Origin of the sequence: Acinetobacter dispersus, from assembly GCF_009884975.1 — a bacterium.
Classification (GTDB): Bacteria; Pseudomonadota; Gammaproteobacteria; order Pseudomonadales; family Moraxellaceae; genus Acinetobacter; species Acinetobacter dispersus.
The window spans coordinates 2,026,070-2,042,197 of record NZ_CP041970.1 but is presented as its reverse complement, the minus strand read 5'-3'; the positions used below and the strand labels follow the sequence as shown (position 1 = coordinate 2,042,197).

The following is a 16,128-nucleotide window of genomic DNA, read 5'->3' as shown; positions in this document are numbered from 1 at the left end:
TAAGGGGCAGAATTGGAAATTTTGACTTTTAGTATCCATATCTTGATTAAGATATAAACTCAAATCCTTTAGAATTTGAGTTTATTGATAACACCATCTGATCAATCTGAAGACAGAATGATAATCTAAAGATCATTAAAACAGACTAGAATGAATCAATCGTAATAAGATTATCATAAGGCAATTTTCCAACTCTCGGGTAAGGTTGCGATGCTGATTTACCAACAGCAATCATTAAACACACTACATGATCTTCAGGTAAGTTAATGAGCTTTGCCATCGCATCAAAGTCAAAACCATCCATAGGGCAACTGTCTAAACCATGTTCTTGAGCAAGTAACATCAAAGTTTGAGCAAAGATACCCGCACTACGCATAACTTCGTCACGTTGGGTTTGCGGGCGGTCACGGTAATATTGGTCAATTGCGCCAACCATAATATTTTGAACTTCTGGTGAAGCCCCATCCCATACATGCTTCGCATCAACTTCCCATGTACTGACTTTTGCACATAAAACAATCAATAATGATGATTCTGTAACTTGTGGCTGATCCCAGGCAATTGCTCTTATCTGCTTTCTTAATTCAACATTCTCAACCAGCACGGGTCGCCAGTGCTGAAGGTTAAAGGCACTCGGTGCATTTTCCATGACACTGCTTAATAATTTCTTTTTATCTTCATCCAAGATTTTGAAATCTGGATCAAAGCGTTTAATGGCACGGCGTTGTTGAATTGCATCGATTACATTCATAAATTATATCCTTGAATTTTTTGGAAAAATTATTGGGATTGATAACGAAGTGCGACTTCGCTTGAGGAAAAGTTAGGTAAAAGTTTTAAACGTGAATTTTGATAAGTTTTCCACAAATTTTCATCTTTTAAAACAGGTATTGTTATTGTTTCTCGTTTATCAAAGCCAATCAACGCTGCATCAACAAGTTGATCCACATCCATCATTGGAGGCATTTGACTGATATCGGCACCTGAACGTTCCCATATTGCGGTTTTTGTCGCAGAGGGGAGCACAGCCTGAATATAAACATTGGTTTCTTTGAGTTCTAAGCTCAGGCTTTGACTAAAAAATTCAACAAATGATTTACTTGCCCCGTAGACAGTCAGACCAAACTCTGGGGCAAGACCAACTACTGATCCAAGATTAATAATAGCACCCGTGTTTTGAGGGATTAATCTTTGTAGAATTGCGTGAGATAAGCGGACTAACGCTGAGATATTTAAAGAAATCAGTTTCTCAATTTGTTCTAAATCCTGTTCTAAAAACTGACCACTAACGCTAATTCCTGCGTTATTGACCAGTAGATTAATTTGAGGATCGGATTTGAGTCGGTTTTCAATTGATATTACATCTTCATTTTTAGATAAATCGACGGCCATCACTTCAACTTGGACGCCATATTGTTGTTGGATTTTTTGCGCGATTTGTTTCAATCGGCTTTGATCTCTTGCTACTAGAATTAAATCATACCCGCGTTTTGCCAGACGATCTGCATAGACTGCACCAATACCTGAAGATGCGCCCGTTACCAGTGCTTTAGAATGTTTATTCATAATTGCTTCCATTTAGATTATGATCATAATCTAAACCTGTATTTTTTTGATGTCAATCATAATCAATGTATAATCGAATTATTGCTATCCATGTTGAGCATTGCCAATGAAAGTGACCAAGACTCAGGTTAAAGAAAATCGTGAGAAGATTGTGACTAAGGCGACTGAGCTATTTAAAAGCAAAGGTTATGATGGCATTGGAATTGCTGAATTGATGTCCAGTGCAGGTTTCACACATGGCGGTTTTTATAAGCATTTCAGTTCTAAACTAGACCTAATTCAAATTAGTGTAAAAAATGGTGTTGAACAAGTTTTAAAACAAGTTGATGGGCTAAGCTTGAAACAATTTATTCAACTATATGTTTCTAAGCAGCATCGAGATCATGCTGATCAGGGCTGTACTTTGGCTGCTTTATCCTGTGATGCGGCAAGGCAACCTAAGCAAGTTAAACAAGAGTTTGAAAGTGGTATCGAACATTTACTGCAATTTATTATGGCTGAACTTGCTAAACATTCTACTGATGAAAATGCTGAGCTGCGGAAAAAAGCGATTTATATCTTATCTACGTCGGTTGGGGCAGTCGTATTGTCTCGGGCATGCCTGATAATTCGAGTTTGTCAGATGAAATATTGTTAGACTGTAAAGAAGATTTAATAAAACTTATAGCTGAATAATATGAAGAAACTAATTTTAGTATGTTTAATGGGGCATTTCGGTAACAAATGCTTTTGCTCATTCAGGTGGTACTGATTCTTCAGGCTGCCATACGAACAGCAAGACAGGGGATCGTCACTGCCACTAATGGTATAAGAAAAGGAAGCTAAGCTTCCTTTTCTTTTGAACGCTAAAACACTGAGCTTATGCACCTATATATAAAATCAAGCCACAGAATGCAGAAGCAAAAATCACATACATGACTTTGACTTCAAAATGGAATAAGGCAACAAATGCTCCAATTGCAATGAATGCAGCTTCAAAGTTGAAAGGATGATTGAATCCATTTGGCCATAAAACATGATAGCTGAAGAAAAGTGCAAGATTTAAAATTACCCCCACTACAGCTGCAGTGATTGCTGTTAATGGTGCAGTAAATTTCAACTCATTATGAGTTGATTCAATCACTGGGGCACCAGCTAGAATGAAAATGAAAGAGAATAGAAACGTAAACCAAGTAACAATGACAGCACCTAAGGCGCCTGCTAAAAATACATGATCACTTCCTAATAATGCATGATTAAAGCCACCTAGAAATCCGACAAATGCAACCACCATAATCAGTGGGCCAGGGGTACTTTCACCTAGTGCTAAACCATCGATCATTTGTGTTGGACTCAACCAACCATAAAAATTTACAGCACCTTGATACACGTAAGGTAATACTGCATAAGCCCCACCAAATGTTAACAGTGCAGCCTTCGTGAAGAACCAAGCCATTTGTGTATAGGCATGATCCCATCCGAAGGTAAGAGTCAAACCTATAATGGGTGTAAACCATAAAATTGCACCGATAAATAAAATTTTTCCAAAGTGCTTCCAACTAAATATGGCATGTTCTGGGGTTGGAGTATCATCATCAATTAGTGCTGGGCCATAATCTTTTTTACCTTGCTGATGTGAACCTCCACCCGTAAAAAAGCTTGGATATTTTTTACTTGCCAAGTATCCAATGATTGCAGCGCTTAGAACAATTAAGGGAAACGGAAGGTTAAAGAAAAAGATAGCAACGAATGCAAGTGCAGCAATTGCCCATAAAAATTTATTCTTTAATGATCGGCTGCCAATTCGGTAAGTTGCATGAAAGACAATAGCAACTACAGCAGGTTTAATTCCATAAAAGAGCCCAGCAATAATAGGAACATCACCAAACTTTACATAGACCCATGAGAGCGCGATCAGGATAAATAAAGAGGGTAAAACGAATAAGACACCCGCAACAATACCACCTATAGTCCTATGCATTAACCAACCTATGTAGGTTGCTAATTGTTGAGCTTCAGGTCCGGGTAATAACATGCAGTAGTTGAGAGCATGTAAGAAACGTTTTTCAGAAATCCAACGTTTTTGTTCAACAAGCTCTTGGTGCATGACAGCGATTTGCCCCGCTGGTCCACCAAAACTAATAAATCCCAATTTAAGCCAAAATAAGAAGGCTTGCCAAAAATGAACTGGCTGTGCTGGCTCATCGGGTGCAGCGGCTTGTTCTTGTTCCATAATTATTCTCTTGATAGGTTGGCATATAAGCCATCGAAAATGTGATTCGATAATGCAAATAATTGATCATCGTCACTTATCTGACTTCGAATTCCTTGAATAACTTTTTCAATACCGATCGCTTCGGGAGGCTCAATTCCACCTACATCTAGGTAATGAACAATTTCAGCGATTTTCTTTAATGCGGGTGTTTCTAGATCAAAACTATGTAAAAGAACTTCGAAGGTCACCCAATGATTGATATGACTGAAAGTTGCACCATCAAAATCGAATCCAAATGCTTCTTTTGGGCAGTCACTTGGTGTTTCTAACCAAATGAATGTAGGTGAGGTATCAATAAATGTCTTTATTAGCCATGCAGAGGCTAAGCGATCAATCCAAGGTCTTTTACGAGTTGCCCAAATTCTATTTTGATAACTAGCTTTATCTAGAAGTTGAATGTGAGCTTGTATTGCTTGAGGCTCATTCACTTCACCAAGACGTGCAATTGAAAGTTCTAAAAAGGAAAGCTCATTTAAAACCTGTGCTTGAGTCTCATCGGGGTAATAGTCAATTTCTACAAGCGCATCGATACTTTTTCTTAATTTCCGGATTTGCTTGAGCAGCTCTTTCTTTTCATCTTTGGTCTGCCGATCTCTTAATTCAGACAGTTGTTTATAGAGCGCATCGTATTCTTCTTTCCGACTGAAAAAAGGAGCAAGCTCAAGATTTAAGGGTTGCTCTGCATGAAAGATATAAGCAGTTCCTTGTTCTGAAATAACATCATTAGCAATAGGTTCAAACTTTGCACTATGAGTAATAGGGAGCAAATAGACGCCATCTCTTAGAATTGCTGCGCCGCTTGCTTTGAGAGATCGCCAGACTCTCATACGAGTTGTTGTGTTCTGCGTTGGCAATGAGGATATGAGTAAAGATATTTTCATGTAATATACTCAACTTATTTGTTTAATATATTACATTTATTTTATTCTAGTACAAATATGAAGAACCGATTTCTTATATTAGAATAGATATTAAGATGAATAGTAGATAAGTTTTGATGAAAGCAGAGTTAAAGTTGAGAACTATTTGATGTGTTAACGTTACTCGTCTGTTGTACTGCAAGAAGACTCAGTAGCACGAATACTCATTTTTAATGATCCTGAACTAAATTTATGGGCAGAGTACAGTCTATTTTGACCGACAAACAGGCAGATTAATCTGCCTAGGCAATAGAGAAATTTGCCGTCGGATAAAAGAGCATTGAACAACATCTATTATCAGCTGCTAATCTGTGTCTATTGGCAGAAGAAAGGAGGGCTTTTATGCCTTATGGTTGGCCTTGCATCAACTTGAATGAGCTAGATGAATTTGGCTATTCATCTTTATACCCATAGGTCTTAACAGCATTCACGCTTTGTCAGCACGACAAAGTATATGGCAATACCAACTTTGAGTGGGGGGCTTGGATATTATTGAGTAGCTCTATATAGATGAGAGAAGATAAGAGTATAATTGAGGTACCCTCGACTTGCCCCATGCAAAGAATATTCAGAAGGCCACAGGGTCAAGATTGGGTAAATTAAAGTTGTATGAAAATAAAATATAGATAAAACATAATGTTATTGATCTGGTTCAATTGACGCCATCTCCACCAAAATTCGAAAAGCCCTGAAATGAAAGTTTCAGGGCTTTTTTATGCCGAAATTTAAGTATTTAAAATATTATTTATTTCAACTAGCTAGAGCTTAAAAATAATAGCCAATATTAACGTTGACTTGATTTTCCCATTGATTACTTCCACCTGCAGCAAGACTTTGTCCATAACTACTACCACCGATATAAGGATTATTTTTTCCAAATAACCATTCAGCAGCAATATAAACATTCTTCTTGTAGGTAAATGCGGAACCTAGTACGAACTGCTCTGAGTCTAAAAATGCATTTTTTGCTTTATCGTATCGGCTGTAATGCAGATACACATTGAAATCATTAATATCCCTTACATTAAATTCTGGAATCTTATAGTTGAGATCTAAGCTGTAGAGCATGCCTTTATTGGCGATATTAAAAGTTCCATCATAAGAGCCGAAAGTCGTCTGATCATAGGGAGTATCAATCTGATTGAATATACTGATAAATTTAAGCCCTAGACGATCTTTATTTAGCCCATAATGCAGTGCGTAGACGCCACGATGACCTTCTTTATCCTCTTTTAGTTTTGACTTTAACTGAGCATAGTATGCAGAGATCCCATAGTTTGCTGACCAACTGTCATTATTTTGAGTATAGTTGTATTGTAAAGCAACGGCATCTTGCTCTTTATAGTGCGTGCCATTCTCGAGATTTTCATCGGCAGGAATAAGCTGATTAGAATAATATGCTCCTTGGCTTGTCCCTTTGCCTTTCCACGGGTTGGCGGCGTAGTAAGCCGCATAAATTTCATGATTGTCTTTTTTATAATTATATTTTGCACCTAAGCGATATAAGTCTTCAATTCCTGCGATATAAGCCATCGACTCAATGACTGTACTGGTGTAATAGAGCTGAAAACCAATCGGAACTTGATTTAAACCGACTTGAATTGATTGCTGGGGATTTACTGCATACTCAAGATAGGCTTTTTTAGTGAAGTTAACATCACCAATATGATCTGTATAATCATAAGGATACGCACCACCCAAAACACGATGCTCGATGTGACCTGATAGTTGGTCATAATAAAAATCGAGATTCACGATCGCCGTATCAAAACTTAACTTACGGATATCTCGGTCGGGATCGTAATCCAAGCGCATACGGACAGCTCCACCAAGGTCTACACGATTTTGGGAGGCTTGCATGGTATTCATTGTTTCATCTGCAGAACTTGCAGCACTGAAAAGCATGCTGGCACTGAACAAAATAATGGCTGAAATGGTCTGTGATTGAAATGTTTGAGTCGATACAGTCCATCGCATCAAGGATGAGTTATTTAAAAAATTTTGCATATTTCGTCCTTAAACTAGTTTGATCTGCCTTCCAACGGCAAGACTTATTCCCTCGAGAAATCGAGTGTTTTAAATTAGTTCTTGAATATAAAGAGAGTTGTCCCGATCAAATCCTGTTTAATCGGGAGGAAATAACACCTATTCGACAGGTTTGTCGTAGAAAAAGGTTTTAATAATTGAGAGTAGCTGCAGCATAAAGATAAACAGGACACAGAAGCCGCCACAAACGGCTAAATATTTAATCCCATCAATGCCTTGGCCACCGCCACCAAAGGCACTCATGATGATGGCAATTGAACCAATGAGAACACCCCAGATAATACGTTGATAGGAAGGGGCTTCTTCACCAATCGGGACATTTTTGCTACACATACCTGCGATTGTGGTCGTGATACTGTTTGCAGCAACGGCGGAAGAAAACAGGGTTAAAACCAGAATCAGCGGTACGATGACGATACCTAATTTAAATGGAAGATGCTGTAAGAACGCCCATAGGCCAGACACTGCACCGTTATCCTTAATGATTTGGACTAAATCCAATACACCGCTTTGCTGTAAATAAAGCGATGTGCCTCCCCAAACTGAAAACCAGACGAGGGCAAAGCAAGAAGGCATAATCCAGTTCACGATAATGAACTCTTTTAAGGTACGACCGTATGCGATCAGCGCCAAGAACATTCCCATCAATGGTGCATAAGCCACCCAAACCGCCCAGTCAAACAGCGTCCACCATTGGGTTAAGGCTGGACCACCAATATCAATTGGATCTAGACCCCAAAGGAAGAAATTATCCAGCCAAATTGCCATACCCGCAGTAGATGATCTCAGGATGTAAAAGGTTGGGCCAGTAAGGAATAATAAAATCAGCAAGAAATATAAAACTTTCGATTTAATACTCGCTAGAATTTTAAAGCCTTTGTCTAAACCTAAATAAGATGAGAAGGTGAATAAGAAGGTGGTTAATGCACCTAATAGTACCCATAAAATCGTAGTGGCGTGATAACCATAAGCGACTTTTAGACCTGTGACCACGACAGTCAAACCAGTACCTAGGCCCGATGCTAAGCTTAGAACGATTGCCATGGTTGCAAGGACATCAATAATATCTGCAATAATTCGATTCTGTGCGTATTTCCCAAGTAAAGGTTCCAAAGTTGCTGCAACAGACAAGCCTTTTTTCTTGTTGTAATACATATAAGCAGCAATTAAACCAGAGAGGGTATACATGGAGTAGGGGATAAAGCCCCAATTGTAAAAGACACGGCCCAGACTCCAAATTGCAGCACTGTGTGTCAATGGCTCTACTCCAACTTGGTTCAGCTCTCCGTAGACATTACCAAAATAGATAATCGGTTCATTCACCCCATAGGTAATTAAACCTGTTGCAACACCACTGCTGAGCGCCATGGCAAACCATCGACCAAAACTGGTGCTTGCTTTGGCATCTTTTCCCCCGATACGGATATGTCCATAGCGAGATACCAATAAAATTCCGACCAAGATGAGCGAAATCATGGAGACCCATTGATATAACCAACCAAAGTTTTGCAGAGACCAGTTAAAGAAATCTTTGGTCAGATTAATTAATGATTCGCTATGTGAAATGCCTAAAACAACAGCTGAAGACATTAATAAAAATAAGGGAACAAAGACACCCCAGCGTACGGTTTTTACCTGTTTCGAAACACCTTCCATATACTCATCCTTATGTATTCGGTGGGAATAAGCTCATGACCTGCCACGTGTACATCCATGTGGCGTTTGTTTTTTGTTCGGAATAAACATTACATGCTTTAGCATGTATATACAACTAAAGTTTTTATTTTAACCCCATGTTTTTTAATGAGATTAAAAGAATATGGGCGAGTGAAATTTTATCCCTGTTAATTGAATAACTGGATATTGATGAAATGAGTTTTGATCTTAAAACTAAGATTGAAAATAGAGTAAAAAATACTTTTAAATTTATCGAATTTAAAAGTAATGATGATTTAATCTAACTTTTCAATTTTATCTTCAATGATGTTTAAAAGCGTACCATCGTGAATCATTCCTTTGATTTCATTGATAAAGCTATAGAGATAAGTATCTTGGTCTGAGATTTTGATACGTTGCTCTAATGCATAGATAATTGTCTGCATCGCAGGACTTCGTTTCTTATCTTTTGCTAGAAATTGATGTGCGTAATATCCAGATAACAGCTCAATGGCCAGAATGTATTCTAGTTTGTCGGCAATGGATATTGCCTTTTTTGAGGCATTATAGCCCATTGCCACATAGTCTTCTTGATTGCCACAAGTCGGGGTGTTATCAATGGTTGCAGGGTGGGATAAGATGCGCATGTCATTCAAAAGCGCAGCTTGTGTATATTGTGGAATCATGAGTCCTGAGTTCAATCCAGGCTGTCGGATCAGAAAATAAGAAAACCCAGATAAGCTGCCGTCAATCAAACGATTATTCCTGCGTTCAGACATTTTGGCTAAATTTGTGGCCGCAATTGCTGCTGTATCCATCGCTAAACCCACATAAGATGAGTCTGGATTACAAGCTGAAATGATTTCTTGCTGATTTTGATCATGCCAAACGATAGGATTATCGCAACATGAGTTCATTTCAATTTCAATCGTGATCAGTGCATCATTCAGAACTTTCTTTGCAGCACCATGCAGTTGTGGGATACATCTGAGTGAGAGTGCATCTTGTAATTTGGTTGGATGTTTAAGTAGGGCCAGTTCCGAATCTTTTAGTAACCGTCGAATATTCGATGCCGTTTGTGCCTGCTCAGGATGAGGGCGAACCTTCATCACGCGTTCATCAAAGGCAATAAGGATTCCATCGAGTGATTCGAGACTGAGAGCTGCGATAATATCCGCGGACTTGGCCGCATTTTGCAGATCATATAAAGCTAAACTGGCAAGGGCGGTAGTCGAGGTGGTACCTGAGATTAAGGCTAAGCCTTCTTTTGCTTGCAACTGTAGTGGAGGGATATTTTCCGTAGCAAAGACGTCTCGGGTTACACGTAATTCTCCTTGGTAGTAAAGCTGACCACGTCCAGTGAGCGTCAGTGCTAAATGAGCTTCTGGTGCCAAGTAACCAACCGAGCCTTCTCGTGGCATCCACGGAACTAAATTTAGGTTTAAAAATTGACGGATTCTCTCGAGTACTTCAAAACGTACACCGCTATAACCTTGACCTAGGTTTTGTAGAATCATCAGCATACAGGCGCGTGCTTGTTCTTCGTTTAGTGGTTCACCAACAGAAACGGCATGAGATAAAATTAAATTTTCTTGTAATTCTGCGGTTTGTTGTTGCGAGATTTTTTCTGAACATAGGGCACCAAAGCCTGTGGTAATCCCGTACATCGGTTCATCACTTGACATCATATCTTCAAGAACGGCCCGTGATTTTTTTACCCGAGCAACATAGTGTTCTGAGAATTCAAGTTGAGATTTAAAGCGTGCAATTTGAATAAAGGTCTCTATATCAATTTTGTCGCCTAATTGAATGGTCATCGTTTCGTCCTGATACGTTGCTTTCATGTTTGAAAACAGATGCATTTCTTTTTGATGTTACTCAAGAAAAGCATTTCCCTCGCTCTTCACTATAGGAAGGTTTTATTTCCTACGCTGGTGTATAAAACACAGTTTCTTTATATACCTACTTTGATCTCGGCATTGTTGGTCTACAGCACATACACTTTTTCCATAAAAATTCAGAAAAGAATGATAATGAAAGATTGAGATGTGTTTACTTGTATATACATATGTATACTAAATTGAGACTAGATTGAAAACTTATTTTTAAAAATATTTTATATCTTTTTGATTTTATAAATTAAATTTTATAGCTGAGCTTTGTTTATGTTACTTCGTAACGTAGAAGTCATTGTTTGAAAGGATTGTTCATATGGTTGCTGTGCTTAGAAAGCAAGAAGGGATATTGAAATAAAGGGACTCGATTTGGACTTTTTAAGTTAGCCCGTTTAAGGAAATCTCTAATAAAGGGTTTTGAAGAAATTATATATTTGATTGAACTGAGAGCTTTTTAGAGCTGAGTTTTAATATAAGGCGAGGAGGGAATATGTTATTCCCCATCCTCACCCGCAACATAAACAGGTGACATCTGCCTAGCATCAAGAGGCTGCTTGCAACAATCACAAGTTAGGCTTGGGCTGGTCACATGCCCACAGCTTTTATGCAGATAACGCAATTCAGGAAATTGCTTATTTTCATTCTGCCAAATATTGCCCCATGTACTCATGGTGACAATAATCGGGTATAGCGCTAAACCTTTTTCCGTCAGCTTATACTCATAACGCTTCGGCGCTTCATGATATAGCACTTTCTCAAAAATTTTGTGTTCTACCAAGCGGTTAATACGTTCGGTCAGCAAATGACGGGTGATGCCCAACTGTTTTTGAAAATCATCAAAACGACGGGTTTTCATAAAAGCATTACGAATAATCAGCAGGGTCCAGCGGTCGCCAAAAATCGACAAAGTCCGTGCAATTGGACAATTCATTTCACCGAGTTCATGCCATTTCATCGCAATACCATCTATATGTCTTTACAGGAAGCAGGCTGTCATTTTAGGACAACTTGAACGATTAAGATATCCGCTTTATTGACAACTTATCATAGCAGCTATATTTTTCAATTAAGTTCTTTTTTGGAACTTAATATTTTGAGATCTATTCTTGAGGTGAGTTATGTCTGCGTCAGCGTTAAAAGAAAAATCAAAGCAAAAGATACCTGCATCATTTCCAGTCCGCCGTATGGATTATGAATTTCAGGATATGCCCAAATACTGGTGTAATGATGAACCAACCTTTACCCATTATTTCACGGGACTGTCCACTCTATTTCCAGAAGGAGAGTCTTACTTTGTCCGTTCAGTCAGGGCTTTACGAGACCAAGTCAAAAGCAACCCGCAACTGGATCGTGATATTGGCGCATTCATTGGTCAGGAAGCCATGCATTCCAAAGAACACCATGCCTTTCATGTCAGTGCACAACAATATGGGCTAGATCCTGAATCATTGGAAAAAGTGACGGGTATCATCCTCAAAGCCATTGAACGTACTTTTCCGAAAAAGTGGAATTTATTGGTCACAGTGGGATTGGAACATTACACCGCAGTATTGGTGGTGGAGATGATGAAAAACGTCAATGAATTAATGACCGATACTACCATTCGTAATCTATGGCTGTGGCATAGTGTCGAAGAAACCGAACACAAAGCGGTTGCCTATGATATGTATGAATATCTCTATGGCAAAGGGCTTGATGCCTATATCCCACGGGTTGCGATTTTTAGCCTGAGTTTGGTCCTCATCACCACTTTCTCGAATGTCTACCAAGTGGTATTGATGTCCAGAGATAAGCAATTACTGAATCTAAAATCGTGGGCTAAATTTGCAGGTTTTACCGTGCAGGCCTACCGAAAACTGGTGCCACAATTTTTTTCTTATTATCGTCGTGACTTCCATCCAAATGATACCGATGAGTCTGACATCGTGGCAAAAACCAAAATCAAAATTGGTTTGTCTCCTGAGCAGTCGACTTTCGTGCATTAATAAATTGTAGAGAAAATCATCGGCACAGATGCATCGCCAAAGGGACAAATATCTGTAAGATAAGTTGAGTGAGCGCCAAGCTGCTCACTTATCATCGAGATGAATTCAATAAAAAATGGATAGATAACAATGAGTACAGTGGTTTTACATCAATGGGAAATTTCGCCATTCTGCAAAAAAGTCGCACGGATGTTGCAGTTTAAAGGCATTCCATTTGAAACCGTGAATTATAACGGCGTATTGGGGGCCAAAGTCCCAATGCTGAGTAAAGTGGGCAAAGTCCCTGTGCTGGACATTAACGGACAACGCATTCAGGACAGTACCCGCATTGCCCGTTATCTGGATGAAGCGTATCCAGATTTGCCACTTTTATATCCTGTAGATCCACTACAAAAAGCCTATGTCGAATTGTGGGAAGACTGGTCCGATGAGTTGTTATATTTCTATGAAGTGTATTTCCGTGTTAGTGATGCCGATGCCTTGAATCATGCTGTGGCCATTAGTGCAGAGGGTCGTCCCAAGCATGAAATTGTACTGATGAAACCTTTGCTCAAGGCTGCGTTGAATATGCAGGTGAAGATGCAAGGTACAGGACGGATGGCAAAGGCTGATATCGAAGCAGAATTTACACGACACTTAGAACGTATTGAATTGGTGTTAGGTCAAACGGGATGGCTGGTCGGTGAAGCCAAAACCATTGCCGATATTGCAGTCGGTTCTCAACTGTTAGAGGTGATACGCACCAGTAAAATTTGGGGACCAAAAATTAACAGCTATCCGCATATTCAGCACTGGATACAACAATTATGAGTCAGGCCAATCAAGATCCAACCCAGTCTACAGGTATTATTGTCGTGATTGGCGTTGGGGCAGAACAAGGCATTGGTGCAGCAGTCTGTCGTCGTTTTGCCCATGAGCAATTCAAAGTTTATGTGGTGGGGCGAACGCTCAATAAAGTTGAAAAGGTGGCAGCAACAATCAATGGTCAAGGTGGGCAGGCTATTGCCTATGCACTGGATGCTGAAAATGAGCAACAGGTACAGACCTTGTTTGAGCATTTAAATGATCAGCCAGAAGCATTGGCAGCGGTGATTCATAATGTGGGAGGTAATATTCCTTCGATTTTTTTACAGAGCAGTTTAAAGTTTTTTAGCCAAATGTGGCGTTCGACCTTTTTATCTGCGGTATTGGTGGCGCAGCGTAGTTTGCCCATTTTTCAAAAACAGCAGCAGGGCACCTTGATTTTTACGGGTGCCAGTGCCTCATTGCGTGGGAAGCCTTTTTTTGCCGGATTTACCATGGGCAAGTCTGCGTTGAGAAGCTATGCCTTAAATTTGGCAGCACTATATCGCCCTCAAAATATCCATGTGGCGCATGTGGTGGTGGATGGCATGGTCGATGGTGATCGTGTCAATAAAGCCTTGTGGGGCTTAGGGCGGCTGGCGCGGTTAACCCGTGGTACGGGTGGTTTAAATATTGAGGCAATTGCCGAAAATTACTGGATGCTCTATCAGCAAAATGCTGATTTATGGACGCATGAACTGGATTTACGTCCTTATCAGGAGAAATTCTAAGATGAGTAAGCTACTGCCACAATGGTTTAAATCCAAACAAAAAACGAAGGGCTGTATTGTGATTGTGGGCAATAATGTCCAGCAACTGAGTCAACTTTTTGTTGGGCAAGTTCAGTACGATGCTATGCCTGTTTATCAACTGCAGCATGATCCGATACAAACCCAGCCAAAGATTGAAGCTCAAATGGAAGGGCTGATCGCTGTTCGCCTAAATTTGCTTGATGCTGCTTCGCTAAAAAGTGTTATCCAGCAGATTCAGAAAGCAGGGCATTTTGTCGATTTATGCATTTTTCAGCCTGACTTTGTGCTGCCTGAAAATAGTCATACATTGTCCGCTGAACAGCTTGAGTCCTATTGGCAAAATACAGGCTTAACGGGAGTGAGTATTGCCCAAGCCGTGATTCGGCAGATGCAATCTAGGCAGCAAGGAACCTTGATTTTTCTAGGGAGTCAGCAGCCCGTCGAATCGGAGCAGGATTTATTCAGTCAAAGTCTATCTGCCAGTATTCGAGCCTTAGCACAGTCCATAGCCAGAGAGTTCCACCCCAAGGGCATTCATGTGGTGTATTGTGTGGTACCGCATGGGCAAAATCATGAATTGATGCAATCGCTGCAACAGACCTGTTGGCATTTGTACCAACAACCTAAATCGACATGGAGTCAGGAGCTGCGCTTAGGATTATAAAATCATGCGCATTCAATCATTGAGTTGAAATGCCTCATAGAGCAAGCGGATGATGTTTGAAATTTCCGTTTCATTAATAGCAGCATAACCAAAACGGATATGAAAATGATTTTTTGATTGCTGACTTTGCTCCGCAAAATGCGCTTCGGCATCAATATGCAATTGATTCAGTAGCTCGGCATATTCAGCACGATAGGGAAATTTAAATTTGACCCATAAGGTCATACCACCTAAAGGGGAATTAATTTCGACCTGATCTTTAAATACGGCTTGGAATTGATTCACTGCAAAGTCACGCCGTTGTTGATAAATCTTACGCATCTTACGGATATGGCGTTTGATTTCTCCCTGTTGCATTAGTTCTGCCATCGCCAATTCAGTGATGATATTGCCTTGTTTATCGATCAATAAAATATCCTGATTCATGGCGTGGATGATGTCTCGATTGGCGACCACATAACCAATTCTTAGGCTTGGGGCAAAGACCTTGGACAGTGAGCCAATATGGATGACCTTTTCTGCATGCGGTAGGCTGATCAGCGGTGGAATTGGTCGACTGTCATAGTGGAACTCATGATCATAGTCATCTTCAATAATATAAAAATCAAACGCTTTCGACAGTTCCAATAGCTTTAGGCGTCGATCCATCGCCATGGTCACGGTGCTGGGATATTGATGATGCGGGGTGGTATAAATTGCAGCTACAGCATGCTTTTCTAATATTTCTTCAAGATGTTGAATATCAAGACCGTGTTGATCCAACCGAACCCGAACGATGTGATAGTGATGTGATAAAAAGGTTTCGACAGCAGGCGGATAAGACCAGTGTTCCACCACAACCACCTTGCGTTGCATGGATTGCTTAGCCAAGACACGAGCGGCTAAAAAAATCCCCATTTGGCTACCGCGAACCACACAGATATTGTCGATACTGGTTTTAATAAAACGTTCCATCGACAGCATTTGCAGCAATGCCTGACGTAACTCAATACTGCCTTGTGGATCGCCATAACCCATGATTTGAGAACGGGTCACTTGAATCAGGGCATGTCGGTAGGCGCGGGAAAATAACTCATAAGGGATTAGGCGGGTATCTGGAATGCCATCATTTTTGATGGGTACTGGACTGCTTGTATTGGATGAAGGATTGGGTTTTTCCACAGCATCGATTTTTTTATGTTTTAACTCAGGCAGATTCTCTGCCACAAAAGTGCCTTGGCGTGGTTTTGAGATCAGCCAACCTTGTGCTTCTAAATCCTCATAAACCGACTGTACGGTTTTACGATTAATTTTTAATTCATCGGCAAGCGAGCGGGAGCCAGACAGACGCGAACCTGAGCTGAGCCGTCCAGACAGAATCTCTTCAATAATCTGATTGGCCAACTTGAGAAAGATGGTTTTTTCCTCTCGGTCTTCAAGGTGAAGGCGAATCTTCCATGGCTGCTGCATGCTGATCTGGACCATATAAGTTTTAAAAACTGGATATTTTAACTCATCCACTGACTTCGTATTCTGCATTTGTCCCATCCATAAATCAACCGTAGCGA

Annotated in this window: 13 protein-coding genes and 2 pseudogenes; 6 read left to right on the top strand and 9 right to left on the bottom strand. The window is 40.0% G+C overall.

Going from position 1 to position 16,128, the window contains the following annotated elements; genetic code table 11:
- Window positions 1-145: 145 nt before the first annotated feature.
- Together FPL17_RS09300 and FPL17_RS09295 are read right to left on the bottom strand one after the other, a co-directional pair.
- A complete protein-coding gene (locus tag FPL17_RS09300; protein WP_004805232.1) occupies window positions 146-751 on the bottom strand; it encodes a nitroreductase family protein in 606 nt (201 codons plus the stop codon).
- A 29-nt stretch (window positions 752-780) separates the two neighbouring features.
- Complete coding sequence (locus tag FPL17_RS09295) at window positions 781-1,566, bottom strand: SDR family NAD(P)-dependent oxidoreductase (protein WP_005205356.1); 786 nt, start codon at window positions 1,564-1,566, stop codon at window positions 781-783.
- A 106-nt stretch (window positions 1,567-1,672) separates the two neighbouring features.
- Between FPL17_RS09295 and FPL17_RS09290 the strand changes: the two are divergent.
- Together FPL17_RS09290 and FPL17_RS19090 are read left to right on the top strand one after the other, a co-directional pair.
- Window positions 1,673-2,241, top strand: a pseudogene (locus tag FPL17_RS09290) (TetR/AcrR family transcriptional regulator).
- 1 nt (window position 2,242) lies between these two features.
- Window positions 2,243-2,369: pseudogene (locus FPL17_RS19090) on the top strand (YHYH domain-containing protein).
- 56 nt (window positions 2,370-2,425) lie between these two features.
- Here FPL17_RS19090 and chrA read toward each other — a convergent pair.
- The 6 genes from chrA to FPL17_RS09255 all read right to left on the bottom strand — a co-directional run bounded on the left by chrA (window position 2,426) and on the right by FPL17_RS09255 (window position 11,292).
- Window positions 2,426-3,778, bottom strand: coding sequence for a chromate efflux transporter (gene chrA / locus FPL17_RS09280; protein WP_151714914.1), 1,353 nt, complete (start codon window positions 3,776-3,778; stop codon window positions 2,426-2,428).
- Window positions 3,779-3,780: 2 nt separating this feature from the next.
- Window positions 3,781-4,701 carry a chromate resistance protein ChrB domain-containing protein gene (locus FPL17_RS09275; RefSeq protein ID WP_151714913.1) on the bottom strand — a complete coding sequence of 307 codons (921 nt, stop codon included), beginning with the start codon at window positions 4,699-4,701 and terminating at the stop codon, window positions 3,781-3,783.
- Window positions 4,702-5,505: 804 nt separating this feature from the next.
- A complete protein-coding gene (locus FPL17_RS09270) occupies window positions 5,506-6,747 on the bottom strand; it encodes a hypothetical protein (protein ID WP_159884701.1) in 1,242 nt (413 codons plus the stop codon).
- 138 nt (window positions 6,748-6,885) lie between these two features.
- Entirely contained in the window at window positions 6,886-8,442 is a 1,557-nt protein-coding gene (locus FPL17_RS09265) for a BCCT family transporter (protein WP_159884699.1), read from the bottom strand.
- Window positions 8,443-8,738: 296 nt separating this feature from the next.
- Window positions 8,739-10,259: an HAL/PAL/TAL family ammonia-lyase gene (locus FPL17_RS09260; RefSeq protein WP_159884697.1), complete on the bottom strand. Its 1,521-nt coding sequence runs from the start codon at window positions 10,257-10,259 to the stop codon at window positions 8,739-8,741.
- A gap of 571 nt (window positions 10,260-10,830) precedes the next feature.
- The gene (locus tag FPL17_RS09255; protein WP_159884695.1) at window positions 10,831-11,292 is read right to left on the bottom strand and encodes a winged helix-turn-helix transcriptional regulator; all 462 of its coding nucleotides are present in this window, start codon (window positions 11,290-11,292) and stop codon (window positions 10,831-10,833) included.
- A gap of 163 nt (window positions 11,293-11,455) precedes the next feature.
- Between FPL17_RS09255 and FPL17_RS09250 the strand changes: the two genes are divergently transcribed.
- From FPL17_RS09250 to FPL17_RS09235, 4 genes are all read left to right on the top strand, one after another.
- Window positions 11,456-12,322, top strand: coding sequence for a metal-dependent hydrolase (locus FPL17_RS09250; protein WP_005190682.1), 867 nt, complete (start codon window positions 11,456-11,458; stop codon window positions 12,320-12,322).
- A gap of 129 nt (window positions 12,323-12,451) precedes the next feature.
- The gene (locus FPL17_RS09245; protein WP_159884693.1) at window positions 12,452-13,132 is read left to right on the top strand and encodes a glutathione S-transferase family protein; all 681 of its coding nucleotides are present in this window, start codon (window positions 12,452-12,454) and stop codon (window positions 13,130-13,132) included.
- Window positions 13,129-13,896: an SDR family NAD(P)-dependent oxidoreductase gene (locus tag FPL17_RS09240; RefSeq protein ID WP_159884691.1), complete on the top strand. Its 768-nt coding sequence runs from the start codon at window positions 13,129-13,131 to the stop codon at window positions 13,894-13,896. Before FPL17_RS09245 ends, FPL17_RS09240 begins: the two co-directional genes overlap by 4 nt.
- A 1-nt stretch (window position 13,897) precedes the next feature.
- Window positions 13,898-14,581 (top strand): SDR family NAD(P)-dependent oxidoreductase, encoded by a 684-nt coding sequence (locus tag FPL17_RS09235; RefSeq protein ID WP_159884689.1) that lies wholly within the window; start codon window positions 13,898-13,900, stop codon window positions 14,579-14,581.
- Window positions 14,582-14,593: 12 nt separating this feature from the next.
- On the opposite strand, the gene pdxR is transcribed toward FPL17_RS09235, so the two are convergent.
- A complete protein-coding gene (pdxR, locus tag FPL17_RS09230; RefSeq protein ID WP_159884687.1) occupies window positions 14,594-16,099 on the bottom strand; it encodes a MocR-like pyridoxine biosynthesis transcription factor PdxR in 1,506 nt (501 codons plus the stop codon).
- Window positions 16,100-16,128 lie beyond the last annotated feature (29 nt).

Bases quoted from the DNA above. Each gene is read 5' to 3' on its own strand.
- FPL17_RS09300 (WP_004805232.1), bottom strand. From the start codon at position 751: ATGAATGTAATCGATGCAATTCAACAACGCCGTGCCATTAAACGCTTT.
- FPL17_RS09295 (WP_005205356.1), bottom strand. From the start codon at position 1,566: ATGAATAAACATTCTAAAGCACTGGTAACGGGCGCATCTTCAGGTATT.
- chrA (WP_151714914.1), bottom strand. From the start codon at position 3,778: ATGGAACAAGAACAAGCCGCTGCACCCGATGAGCCAGCACAGCCAGTT.
- FPL17_RS09275 (WP_151714913.1), bottom strand. From the start codon at position 4,701: ATGAAAATATCTTTACTCATATCCTCATTGCCAACGCAGAACACAACA.
- FPL17_RS09270 (WP_159884701.1), bottom strand. From the start codon at position 6,747: ATGCAAAATTTTTTAAATAACTCATCCTTGATGCGATGGACTGTATCG.
- FPL17_RS09265 (WP_159884699.1), bottom strand. From the start codon at position 8,442: ATGGAAGGTGTTTCGAAACAGGTAAAAACCGTACGCTGGGGTGTCTTT.
- FPL17_RS09260 (WP_159884697.1), bottom strand. From the start codon at position 10,259: ATGACCATTCAATTAGGCGACAAAATTGATATAGAGACCTTTATTCAA.
- FPL17_RS09255 (WP_159884695.1), bottom strand. From the start codon at position 11,292: ATGAAATGGCATGAACTCGGTGAAATGAATTGTCCAATTGCACGGACT.
- FPL17_RS09250 (WP_005190682.1), top strand. From the start codon at position 11,456: ATGTCTGCGTCAGCGTTAAAAGAAAAATCAAAGCAAAAGATACCTGCA.
- FPL17_RS09245 (WP_159884693.1), top strand. From the start codon at position 12,452: ATGAGTACAGTGGTTTTACATCAATGGGAAATTTCGCCATTCTGCAAA.
- FPL17_RS09240 (WP_159884691.1), top strand. From the start codon at position 13,129: ATGAGTCAGGCCAATCAAGATCCAACCCAGTCTACAGGTATTATTGTC.
- FPL17_RS09235 (WP_159884689.1), top strand. From the start codon at position 13,898: ATGAGTAAGCTACTGCCACAATGGTTTAAATCCAAACAAAAAACGAAG.
- pdxR (WP_159884687.1), bottom strand. From the start codon at position 16,099: ATGCAGAATACGAAGTCAGTGGATGAGTTAAAATATCCAGTTTTTAAA.